General features: G+C 28.1%; 11 protein-coding genes. 10 read left to right on the forward strand and 1 reads right to left on the reverse strand.

The features are described from left to right. Positions 1–2 precede the first annotated feature (2 nt). The 8 genes from secY (at position 3) to CRU91_RS09535 (ending at position 10487) form a co-directional block, all read left to right on the forward strand. The gene (gene secY / locus CRU91_RS09500; RefSeq protein WP_113894989.1) at positions 3–1265 is read left to right on the forward strand and encodes a preprotein translocase subunit SecY; all 1263 of its coding nucleotides are present in this window, start codon (positions 3–5) and stop codon (positions 1263–1265) included. A 1-nt stretch (position 1266) separates the two neighbouring features. Next, complete coding sequence (map, locus tag CRU91_RS09505) at positions 1267–2031, forward strand: type I methionyl aminopeptidase (RefSeq protein ID WP_113894990.1); 765 nt, start codon at positions 1267–1269, stop codon at positions 2029–2031. A gap of 9 nt (positions 2032–2040) precedes the next feature. Beyond that, entirely contained in the window at positions 2041–2259 is a 219-nt protein-coding gene (infA, locus tag CRU91_RS09510) for a translation initiation factor IF-1 (RefSeq protein WP_113894991.1), read from the forward strand. A gap of 78 nt (positions 2260–2337) precedes the next feature. Next, positions 2338–3006, forward strand: a complete 669-nt coding sequence (locus tag CRU91_RS09515; protein ID WP_113894992.1) for a uracil-DNA glycosylase — start codon at positions 2338–2340, stop codon at positions 3004–3006. Further along, positions 3003–4166 carry a hypothetical protein gene (locus tag CRU91_RS09520; protein WP_113894993.1) on the forward strand — a complete coding sequence of 388 codons (1164 nt, stop codon included), beginning with the start codon at positions 3003–3005 and terminating at the stop codon, positions 4164–4166. Before CRU91_RS09515 ends, CRU91_RS09520 begins: the two co-directional genes overlap by 4 nt. A gap of 44 nt (positions 4167–4210) precedes the next feature. Then, on the forward strand, positions 4211–5962 hold the full coding sequence (aspS, locus tag CRU91_RS09525) for an aspartate--tRNA ligase (RefSeq protein WP_113894994.1): 1752 nt from the start codon (positions 4211–4213) through the stop codon (positions 5960–5962). Between the two features lie 46 nt (positions 5963–6008). Further along, positions 6009–7784: a YgiQ family radical SAM protein gene (locus tag CRU91_RS09530; RefSeq protein WP_113894995.1), complete on the forward strand. Its 1776-nt coding sequence runs from the start codon at positions 6009–6011 to the stop codon at positions 7782–7784. 135 nt (positions 7785–7919) lie between these two features. Continuing rightward, entirely contained in the window at positions 7920–10487 is a 2568-nt protein-coding gene (locus CRU91_RS09535) for a chemotaxis protein CheW (protein ID WP_113894996.1), read from the forward strand. 39 nt (positions 10488–10526) lie between these two features. Here CRU91_RS09535 and CRU91_RS09540 read toward each other — a convergent pair whose 3' ends face one another. Beyond that, a complete protein-coding gene (locus CRU91_RS09540; protein ID WP_113894997.1) occupies positions 10527–11153 on the reverse strand; it encodes an adenylate kinase in 627 nt (208 codons plus the stop codon). Positions 11154–11285: 132 nt separating this feature from the next. Here CRU91_RS09540 and CRU91_RS09545 point away from each other — a divergent pair, with 132 nt between their 5' ends. Beyond that, on the forward strand, positions 11286–11855 hold the full coding sequence (locus tag CRU91_RS09545) for an adenylate kinase (RefSeq protein ID WP_113894998.1): 570 nt from the start codon (positions 11286–11288) through the stop codon (positions 11853–11855). Positions 11856–12052: 197 nt separating this feature from the next. Then, positions 12053–12256: a hypothetical protein gene (locus CRU91_RS09550; protein ID WP_113894999.1), complete on the forward strand. Its 204-nt coding sequence runs from the start codon at positions 12053–12055 to the stop codon at positions 12254–12256. Positions 12257–12383 lie beyond the last annotated feature (127 nt).

Genomic DNA, 12383 nt, shown 5'->3' on the forward strand with positions numbered 1-12383 from the left:
TTATGAGTAAAGATCTAATAAATAAGATTCTTATTACTTTAGGCTTTATTCTTCTTTACAGGTTATTGGCATATGTGCCAGTACCTGGAGTTAATATAGATGTAGTTAAAGAATTTTTTGACTCAAATGCAAATAATGCTTTAGGGTTGGTAAATATGTTTAGTGGAAATGCAGTTGAAAGACTAAGTATTATCTCACTAGGAATTATGCCTTACATTACTGCTTCTATTATTATGGAACTTCTTGCAGCAACTTTCCCAGCTTTAGGTAAAATGAAAAAAGAGAGAGATGGTATGCAAAAATATATGCAAATCATCAGATACACTACAATAGTTATTACATTAGTTCAATCTGTGGGTGTTTCAGTAGGTCTTAATTCATTAACTGGTCAAAATGGACAAGGTGCCATTTCTATTGATATGAATACGTTTATAGCAGTATCAGCTATTTCAATGCTAACAGGAACAATGCTTTTAATGTGGATTGGAGAACAAATCACTCAAAAAGGTATTGGAAATGGTATTTCACTAATTATCTTTGCTGGTATAGTATCTGCAATACCTAGTGCTATTGGTGGAACTGTAGAGTTAGTAAATAATGGTCAAATGCATTTCTTAACAGTTATTGGTATTTTAATTGTTATTATAGCAACTGTTGGTGCTATTATTTATGTTGAATTAGGTGAAAGAAGAGTTCCTGTATCATACTCAAGAAAAGTTATGATGCAAAACCAAAAAAGAAGAGTAATGAATTATATACCTATTAAGGTGAACCTTTCAGGAGTAATTCCAGCAATTTTTGCAAGTGCTATTTTGATGTTCCCTGCAACAGTGTTACAAGGTAGCCAAAATAAGTATCTAATTATGATTGCTGATTATTTAAATCCTAGTTCATATACTTTTAATCTATTTATGTTTTTATTTGTTGTTTTCTTTGCATTTTTCTATGCTTCAATTACATTCAATGCAAAAGATATTTCAGAAAACCTAAAAAGACAAGGTGGATTTATTCCTGGAGTTAGACCAGGAGAAAGTACAGCTGAATTTTTAAATACAGTTGCAGGAAGATTGACTTTCTGGGGAGCTATATATATGGGATTAATATCTACTATACCATGGTTAATCGTAAAAGCTATGGGAGTACCTTTCTATTTTGGAGGGGTTGCAGTATTAATTGTTGTTCAAGTTGCTATTGATACAATGAGAAAAATTGAAGCTCAACAATATTCAAGCAAATATCAAACTCTAAGTGCGGTTGGACTATAAAATGTCAATCGCTCTTAGAAAACCACACGAAATTGAGAAACTTTTTGTTGCAAATCAAGCAGTTGCTAAAACTTTAAAATATCTTGAAGAAAATGTTAAAGCAGGAATGACTTTAAAAGAAGTAGATACAATTGGAGAAAAATTTATAAGAGACTTAGGTGCAAGACCTGCATTTAAAGGATTATATGGTTTTCCTAATGCTATTTGTACATCTTTGAATGAAGTTATTATTCATGGTATTCCTAGTGATGTTGTTTTAAAAGAAGGCGATATACTAGGCCTTGATATTGGAACAGAAATTGATGGTTGGTATGGTGATAGTGCAATTACTATGCCAATAGGTAAAATTTCAAAAAAAGATGAAGATTTAATAGCTTGTTCTAAGGATTCTTTGTATTATGCAATTGACATAATAAGAGATGGAATGAGATTTAAAGAGTTATCTAAAAAAATTGAAGATTTTATTGTTGCTAGAGGATACCAACCGCTAGTTAGATTTTGTGGACATGGTATTGGAAGAAAACCACATGAAGATCCAGAAATTCCAAATTACTTGGAACATGGAGATACAAAGTCTGGACCAAAAATTAAAAATGGAATGGTATTTTGTATCGAGCCAATGATTTGTCAAAAAGATAGAAATCCAGTTATTTTAGAAAATGGTTGGGATGTAATCTCAGCTGATGGATTAAGAGGTAGCCATTATGAACATACAGTTGCTGTTGTTAATGGTAGAGCAATTATTTTAAGTAATCGGGAAGATTAAGGGGAGAAAGTGGCGAAAGATGATGTAATAGTTATTGATGGTAAAGTTATTGAAGCTTTACCTAATGCTATGTTTAGAGTACAATTAGAAAATGGTCATATAGTTTTATGTCATATCTCAGGTAAAATGAGAATGCACTATATCAAAATATTACCAAACGACGTAGTTACTGTGGAAATAACACCTTATTCATTGGATAAAGGTAGAATAGTACATAGAAAAAAATAGTTTAAATAAGGTTTTTACCTTATTTAAAACTTCTTAAATACAAATCAATACTAAAGTATATTTTTTGTAAAATCTCATATGACAAAACAAGTTAAGAATCAAATTTTAAAATATCTATACAATCAAAAACTTTTTGGATTTAACTATCATAGTAATTTAAATATCAATTTTTATAGTAGTTGTGATTTTAATTTACCAAATAGTTTAAATGATTTGAAAAATTCTGTTGCAAACTGTCATTTATGTGAACTATCAAAAGGTAGAAAGAATACTCTTTTTAGTTATGGAAATAATCAAAGTAAACTTATGTTTGTCTGTGATGAACCAACAAAAAGTGAAGATGAGTTAGGAATTTTTTATTCAGGAAATACTGGAGAATTACTCTCTAAAATGATTGAAAATGTTTTAAATATCAAAAAAGAAGAAGTTTATATAACAACTTTAGCCAAGTGTAGAGGGTCAAAAGAAGCAAGTTTTCAAAACTTTGAAAGTTGTAGTTGTTATTTTCATAAACAGCTTGAAATTATAAATCCAAGGCTTATTATTGCTGTTGGGGAGAAAGTTTATAGTTATTTAATGAAAAATGATGAAGATTTTTCGCAAAATAGAGGGAAAACTTTAAATTTTAATTCTAGTTTATTGATACCAATATTTTCTCCTATACACTTACTAAAAAATCCATCTTTAAAAAAAGATACTTACCTTGATATGTTAAAAATAAAAAATCTATATGAGGAGTTAAATTGAAGCATTTAGTAACTTTAATTTTTATGGCTATTTTATTTTCAGGTTGTTTACAAAAACAAGTTGTTCAGTTAAAACTGCCAAATCAAACTGTTCCAGTAAAACAAGTTGATGAAGATAAAAAAACAGTTGTTGAAGAGTTTATTTCAAATGATACTATAATTCAAGAAGAGATTATCAATAATAGCGGTTCACAAAATGAAATTATCAAAGATGGTGATAGTATTGTGATAAGTGATATTGATGGAACAAAAGCTAATATAAAAGTAGCTTTTGTTTATCCATCTTCTTTGGTATCTAAATATGCAAGAAATTCTATAAATACAGTTTCAGGTTATCTATCTTTTGTAAAAGCTAATTACAATTTAGTTGTAATTGATAGTATAAATGAGAGTCCTGAAAATATAAATAAAGCTTTTGATAAAGTAAAAGAAGAGGGAATTACAAAAGTAATTGCTTTATATACTCCGAATTCTATAAACAATATAAATAAAATTGCTTTAAATGATATTTTAGTATATCTACCTTTAATAGAGAAAAAAGAGTCATTAGAAAATAATGATAATTTAATTTTTGGTTCAATATCTTATGAAGAACAACTTAAAAAATTAAGTTATTACACTGATGGTCCAAATGTGTTATTTTATCAAGATACATATTTAGGAACAAAATTAAAAAATAGTTATGAATCAGTAGTTGATTATACGATTGTTAGAAAAGAGATAAAAAAAGATGAAACAAATTTTAGAAGTATTGTTGTAGATTCGAGATTGAGAAATAGTGCTTTATTTTTAAATACTGATATTGTAAAAAGCTCACTGATTTTATCTCAATTAAGAGCAAATGATATATATCCTAAAATGATATTTTCTACACAAATAAATTTTGATCCAGTTTTGATGACTTTAACTCAAGATAAAGATAGAGAAAGGCTAGTTTTAGCAAATTCTATTGAAAATATTGATAACAAACTAAAAGATGAGATTTTATCTTATGGTGGTAATATCATCTATGAATGGGTTGATTATTCAACATTAGTAGGAATAAACTATTTAATTAATGGCAATAATAGTTTTATTCCGACAAAAGTTTTAGAAAATCAAGCAATTTATACTCCAAGGCTATTTAAAAGTACAGAGTATGGGTTTGTAGAAATTAAGTAGGTTTTGGATAAAATCGCGGATTATTTAGAAAAATGGAGTTTAATTTGAGAACACATTATAATACAAGTGTAAGAGAAAATTTAATAGGACAAAAAGTAACAGTTGCTGGTTGGGTAAATAGCAGACGTGACCACGGTGGGATTATTTTTATAGATTTAAGAGATAAAAGTGGTTTAGTTCAACTTGTTGCTGACCCACAAGATTGTAAAGAGGCTTTAGCTGTTGCAGAAACTGTAAGAGATGAGTATGTTTTAATTGCAACAGGAACTGTAAGAGCAAGAGGTGAGGGATTAGAAAATCCAAATTTAGAAACTGGAAAAATAGAGATTATTTTAGAAAGTCTTGTTATTGAAAATAGATCTAAAGCTATGCCTTTTGATATAAATGATGAAAAAGTAAATGATGAGATAAAATTAAGAAATAGATTTTTAGAATTAAGAAGTAAAAAATCATTTGATATTTTCCAATTAAGAAGTAAAGCAACTATTCAAGCTAGAAATACACTTGATGAGTTAGGGTTTTTAGATGTTGAAACTCCAATTTTGACAAAATCAACTCCAGAAGGTGCAAGAGATTATTTAGTTCCATCAAGAGTTCACGCTGGAGAGTTTTATGCACTTCCTCAATCACCACAACTATTCAAACAACTTTTAATGGTTGCAGGATTTGATAGATACTTCCAAATTGCAAAATGTTTTAGAGATGAAGATTTAAGAGCAGATAGACAACCAGAGTTTACTCAAATAGATGTTGAAATGAGTTTTTGTAATCAAGAAGATGTTATAGGTGTTGCTGAAAAATTAATCTATGATGTATTCACAAAATGTGGAAAAGATATTCCAAAAACTTTTAAAAGAATGAAATACTCTGAAGCTATGGAAAGTTATGGTTCAGATAAACCTGATTTAAGATTTGATATGCCTTTAATTGATGTTATTGATATATTTGAAAAATCTTCAAATGAGATTTTTAGTGAAATTGCAAAAGATAAAAAAGCAAATAGAATAAAAGCTTTAATATGTCCAAACGGAGATAATATATTTTCAAAAAGACAGATGAAAGGTTTTGAAGATTATGTAAGAAAGTTTGGTGCAAAAGGTCTTGGATACTTCCAAATGAAAGAGGATGGTCTTAAAGGTCCACTTACAAAATTCTTTACAGAAGCTGATTTAGAAGAGATAGTAAAAGTTACACAACTTGAAGTTGGAGATGTAGTATTCTTTGGAGCAGGGGATAAAAAAACTGTTTGGGACTATATGGGAAGATTTAGACTATTTTTAGCTGATGAGATGAATATTGTTCCAAAAGATAAATATGAATTTTTATGGGTTGTAGATTTCCCTATGTTTGAAGTTGAAGATGGAAGAACAAAAGCACTTCATCACCCATTTACAATGCCAAAAGATTTAAATAAAGAAGATTTAGAAGAGATTGAATCAATCGCTTACGATATTGTATTAAATGGAACAGAACTTGGTGGTGGAAGCATAAGAATCCATAAAGAGGAAATTCAATCAAAAGTATTTGAACTTATGGGAATAAGCCAAGAAGAAGCAAAAGAAAAATTTGGATTCTTACTTGATGCTTTACAATATGGAGCTCCAAGTCATGGTGGATTTGCTTTAGGACTTGATAGAATGATTATGTTACTTGCTGGAACAGATTCTATTAGAGATGTTATAGCATTCCCTAAAACTCAAAAAGCTCAATGTTTACTAACACAAGCACCTTCGAGTGTTGATGAAACTCAATTAAAAGATTTACACATTCGTGTAAGAAAAAGTGTAGATAGCTAATTTTAGCTTTCTACTTTCAATACAAAAACTTATAATACACAAAAATATGCTAAATAAAAACATAAACAATTTTTCACAAAATAAATTTTTACCTACAACAAAAGAAGAGATGAAACAACGAGGTTGGGAAGAACTTGATGTTGTTTTAATAACAGGTGATGCTTATATAGATTCACCTTTTATGGGAATTGCTGTTGTTGGAAGAATTTTAGAAGATATTGGACTTCGTGTAGGTATTATTGGTCAACCTGATGTTAATAGTGATATAGATGTAAAACGACTTGGTGAACCAAAACTTTTTTGGGGAGTAAGTGGTGGAAGTATTGATTCTATGGTTTCAAACTATACTGCAAGTAAAAAATTTAGAAATGATGATGACTATACTCCTGGTGGAAAAAACAATAAAAGACCTGATCGTGCAACTTTAGTTTATACAAATCTTATAAGAAGATATTTTAAAAATACAGTTCCAATAGTTTTAGGAGGAATTGAAGCTTCCTTGCGAAGACTTACTCACTATGATTATTGGTCAAACACTCTTAGAAAACCAATTTTATTTGATTCAAAAGCTGATTATATGGTTTATGGTATGGCTGAACAAGCTATTATTGATTTAGGAACATATTTAAAAGAAGGAAAAGATGTACGAACAATAGCAGGGCTTTGTTATATCTCAAAAGAGCCAAAAGATGACTATCTTCAAATACCTTCACATAAAGAATGTTTAGCAAATAAAGAAAAATACATAGACCTTTTTAGAACTTTTTATGATAACAATGACCCAATTTATTCAAAAGGACTTTGTCAAGAAGTTGATGGAAGATATTTGATACAAAATCCACCAAGTCGCCATTTAGAAGAAGAGGAAATGGATAAAATAGCATCTTATCCATACCAAAGAGATGCCCATCCATATCATGCAAAAGATGGAAAAGTAAAATGTTTAGAGACTATTAAATTTTCAATTATGACTCATCATGGCTGTTGGGGAGAGTGTAACTTCTGTGCCATTGCAGCTCATCAAGGTCGAACTATACGAACGAGAAGTGAACAAAATATTATCTCTGAAGCAAAACATTTTACTACGATGAAAGATTTCAAAGGAATAATCTCTGATGTCGGTGGACCCACAGCAAATATGTATGGATATGAGTGTAAGAAAAAAATAAATCTTGGAACTTGTGTTGATAATAAAAGATGTGTTGATGCCCATAGACTTTGTCGAACTATGAAAGTTGATCATAGCAGAAATATTCAGCTTTTAAAAGATATTAGAAAAGTTCCGGGAGTTAAAAAAGCCTTTGTTGCTTCAGGTGTTCGATATGACTTGATAACTGCTGATAAAGTTTATGGAAAAGAGTATTTAAAGCAGATGATAGACCATCATATTTCAGGTCAAATGAAAGTTGCTCCTGAACATACAAATGATGAGGTTTTACATCATATGGGAAAACCAGGAAAACAAACACTTATTGATTTTAAAAAAATGTATGATGATTTGAATAAAGAATCGGGTAAAAAACAGTTTTTAACTTATTATTTAATTGCAGCTCATCCTGGATGTGAAGAAAAACATATGCATGAATTAAAACAATTTACAACTCATGAACTTAAAATGAATCCAGAACAAGCACAAATATTTACTCCAACTCCAGGAACTTATTCTGCTGTTATGTATTATACTGAACTTGATCCATTTACAAAAAAGAAAATCTTTGTAGAAAAAGATCCAAGAAGAAAAGAGAGACAAAAAGAGATTGTTATTGAAAAAAAGAGTTTTTGTAACTCAAAACAGAAGTTTACTCAAGGAATGCAAGGTTAAAAACTATATAAAAGTTTTTTTCTGATAGAATTTCCAGATTTTTTAAATCATACATAAAATAGGAGAATAAAAAATTATTTTTTATTGAACATAGAAGTTCAACACAACTCAAAATAGCCCTAATAGGAGATTGTTATGCAAGAGGAAACAATAAATTATAAGGGTATAAACATAAAAAATGAGTTATATCCAATTATAAAATATGTTGAAGATGTAGATAAATACAAAGATGAATTAGGAACTTTGAACTCATCTTGGGATATTCTATCACTTCTAGGACAACTTGGCGATATTAATATAGATATAGGAAAAACAAAAGATAATTTTCTAAATCTTACTTCAACACTACTAAATCATTTAACTATCCAACAAATTAAAAAAGTTACTCAAGAGATGAATTTTAAATCTCAAGTATCTATTGATATTCTTATTAGAAATCTTTTTGAAAGAAGAGCTGATATTGGTTTTTTGGCAACGGATGATGATATTAGGCTTTTTTTAGAGAATTTTGTATCAAAATATGCTGAAAATAGTTTGGTTTTAAAACAAAATATTAAAAAAAGATTTAAAGAGTATGTTTCTAAATATTCTGTATATTTTGATATTGTTTTATTAGATACAAATGGACGAGTACTTGTACGAATGAATGAAGATATTGATGTAGAAAAAGTTGATATATCTTTTATTCACAAGGTTTTAAATACAAGTGAAGACTATGTTGAAAGTTATCAATATCATGATTTTATTCCAAAATATAAACAATCTTTAGTATATTCATATAAGGTTAAAAAATCAAATAGTAATGAAATCTTAGGAGTTTTATCTCTTTGTTTTAAATTTAAAGATGAGATGAAAGTAATTTTTAATAATTTAGTAAATCCAAAAAATAAAGAGTGTCTAACTATACTTGATGAAAATGGTTATGTAATAGCAAGTAGTGACAAAGCTCATATAAATTTAGATGTAAAGTTACCAATAATTTTAAATGAAAAGTATAAAATTATATCATTCGCTGGACGAGATTATATAGCAAAAAGCTCACAAACAACTGGATATCAAGGATTCTTTGGTCCAAAATGGTATGCTCATATTATGATACCACTTGAATATGCTTTTTTAAGTGAAAAACATGAAGGTTTAGCTATTGATGAGCAAATTGTAAATTCAATGATTAAAAATGAACAGCATTTTTCTAAAGAGCTAAAAGATGTATTTGAAAATAGTAAAAAAATTCAAGATAATTTAACAAGAGTTATTTGGAATGGGAATATTATTCAAAGTAAATTTAATTCAACAAATAGAACATTTTCAAGAGCTTTATTAAATGAAATTGGACTTACAGGAAATAAAGCTAGTTCATCTTTAGATAATCTAAACCAAACAATAATCTCTTCAATATTAAAAGATTGTGAGTTTTTATCTTCACTTGCTATTGATATTATGGATAGAAATTTGTATGAAAGAGCAAACGATTGTAGATGGTGGGCTTTAACTTCATACTTTAAAGAAGCTTTAGAAGACAATTTAGCAATAAACCAAAAAGAAGAAAATTTGGGTTCTATTTTAAAATATATCAATAGTCTATATACCGTCTATACAAATTTGATACTTTTTGATAAAGAAGGAAAAGTAATTGCTATATCAAATGATAAATATAGTTCTATCATTGGAAAAACTTTAACACAAGATTTAGTAGAAAAAACTCTATTTTTAGATAATACTTCAAAATATTATGTTTCAAAATTTGAAAAAACTACTCTTTATGATAACAATTCAACATATATTTATAGTAGTGCAATTTTCTCTTTAAAAGATGAAAAAAGAGTTATTGGTGGAATCGCTACTATCTTTGATTCAACATCACAGTTTTATACAATGCTTGATGAAGTTTTACCAAAAGATAACAATGGAGTAAAACAAAAAGGAGTTTATGCCTTTTTTACTGATAAAAATCGACAAATTATAGCTACAACTAGCACAAATTTTGAAGTAAATTCATATTTAGATATAGATGAGAACTTTTTTAAACTAAACAATGGACAAAGTTTAAGTCGTATCATAGAATTTCGTGGAAACTACTATGCAGTTGGAGTTAAATGTTCAAGTGGATATAGAGAGTACAAAAATGATGTTTTATCTTTTATTTTTATCTTAATTGGAAAAGTTGAAGTTGATACTATTTTAACTCAAGCTAAAACAAAATTTATAACTTCTCAAAAAAAGGATTTTACAGGAAATACAACAGAATTAGCAACTTTTTATTTAGGTAAAAAACTACTTGCAGTAAATTCAAAAAATGTAGTAGAATCTATAGGGATAGAAGAGCTTCAAGAATCAATAGAAATGGATAATACAAATCCTTTTAAAGGTATGGTTTTACATAAAAATAGACTAATATCTGTTTTAGATATAAGAGAATTTATAAATGAAGATATAAGTGATGAAACACTTTCAAATATTATCTTAGTTGAGTATGATAAAGATAATGTAGAACATTGTATAGGGCTTTTAGTAAGTTCACTTGAAACTATTTGTACAGTGGAAGAAAAATCAATTCAACATATACAAAATCATTTTTTAGGAAGTGGAACTTTAATAGAAAGTTTAGTTGAGATAAAAGATACAGATGATGTAAAAGAATCAAAAGTAGCTATGCTTTTGGATATTAAAAAACTAGATGAAAATTTTACGCAAAGAGTTTAAAATAAAAAAGTAACCACACTATGGTTACTTTTTAAAGATTTAAGAAAGTGAGTTTATCATATCTTTTGTAACTTCTGAAACATCTTTTGTTCCATCAAGTTCTATAAATATTCCTTTAGCTTTGTAAAAGTCGATTAAAGGAGCAGTTTGAGTATGATATGCTTCTAGTCTTTTTGTAACAGTTTCTTCTGTATCATCTGCTCTTTGTTCAAGATCTTCTTCTTTTTCATCTACTGGTGGATTGAATTTAATATGATAGATTTTACCAGTTACTTTTGATGTTCTTCTTCCTGTGATTCTTTCAACTATATTTGAATCTGGAACATTTAAAGAGATTACTTTATCAAGTGATATTTTCATATTGTTCATTAACTCGTCTAAAGCTTCTGCTTGAGCTAGAGTTCTTGGAAAACCATCAAGAATAAATCCATTTTTACAGTCAGATTCTACAAGTCTATCTTTGATAATACCAATGATTGTTGAATCAGGTACTAATTTTCCTTCATCCATAAATTTTTTTGCTTCCATTCCCATAGCAGTTTTATCTGTAATTGCTGCTCTTAAAATATCTCCAGTTGAGATTTGAGGAATATTGTATTTTTCAATCAAGAACTTTGCTTGAGTTCCTTTTCCAGCTCCTGGTGCTCCAAATAGCATTAAATTCATATTTTATCCTTAAAAATTTTTAGCACATTGTATATAAAAAGCATTTAATAGTAGATAAGTTTTTTAAGTTACACTTTTGTTTTAAATGATTTTTGATACAATGAATACTTTAAAATCGGAAAGGTTATATATATGAAAAAACTATTTTTAATAATCGGAGCTCCAGGAAGTGGAAAAACAACAGATGCAGAACTTATTTCACAAAAACACAAAAATATTACTCATTATAGTACAGGAGATATGTTAAGAGCTGAGGTTGCAAAAAAGAGTGAAATTGGAAAAGAGATAGAAAAATACATAAATAACGGTCTGATAGTTCCAATACAAATAGCTATAAAAACAATATTAAATGCCATAAAAAATGCACCAACAAATACGATAATAATAGATGGTTATCCTAGAAGTTTGGAACAAATGAATGAGCTTGATAAGTATTTAGTAAATGAAAGTGAAGTTGAACTTATAAATTGCATAGAAGTTGTTGTGAGCCAAGAGGTTGCACGAGATAGAGTTCTAGGACGAGCAAGAGGAGATGATGATAAAGTTGAGGTATTTAATAACCGAATGAAAGTTTATACTGAACCATTAGCACAAATTCAAGCATTTTATGAAGAAAAAGGTTTATTAAAAAAAATAGATGGTGAAAGAACTATTGAAGAAATTGTAAATGAAATGGATAATTTTATACAATCTAAAATATAATAAAAAAGGTAGAAAATATATCTTTTTTTATTTTGTTTTATTTTAAAATTCAAACTTTTTTCCACTCTTTTTGTTACAAAAAGTAACTCTAATTAATAAATTTCAAAATTCTTTTGTAAAAATTGTCCATTTTTTTCATTTAAATCGTCTTACTATATAGAGAAACAAATTCTCAAAATTAATACAAAGGATTTAGGATGAAAAACAAAGTTTTCATGTCAGTTGTAACATCAATGATGTTAAGTGGAACAATGTTAAATGCAAAAGAGATAAGTTTGCAAGAAGCAGTAGAGAATATAGTAAAGAAATATAATGTAACATATATCTCAAAAGCTAATAACTTGAAAGATAAAAGTATAGATTCTCAAAAAGTTAGGTTTCGGGGGGGGGTACGGTATTAAGTAATCTAAATAGCGTACTAGAAGAACATAATCTCAAAGCTATCGAAGAAGATAGCATAATTTACATAATAGAAAAACCAAAATATCAAAACTTTGGTAATACTACTGTTTTAGATGAAATATCTGT

This window comes from Aliarcobacter vitoriensis (assembly GCF_003316695.1).
GTDB classification, from domain to species: Bacteria; Campylobacterota; Campylobacteria; order Campylobacterales; family Arcobacteraceae; genus Aliarcobacter; species Aliarcobacter vitoriensis.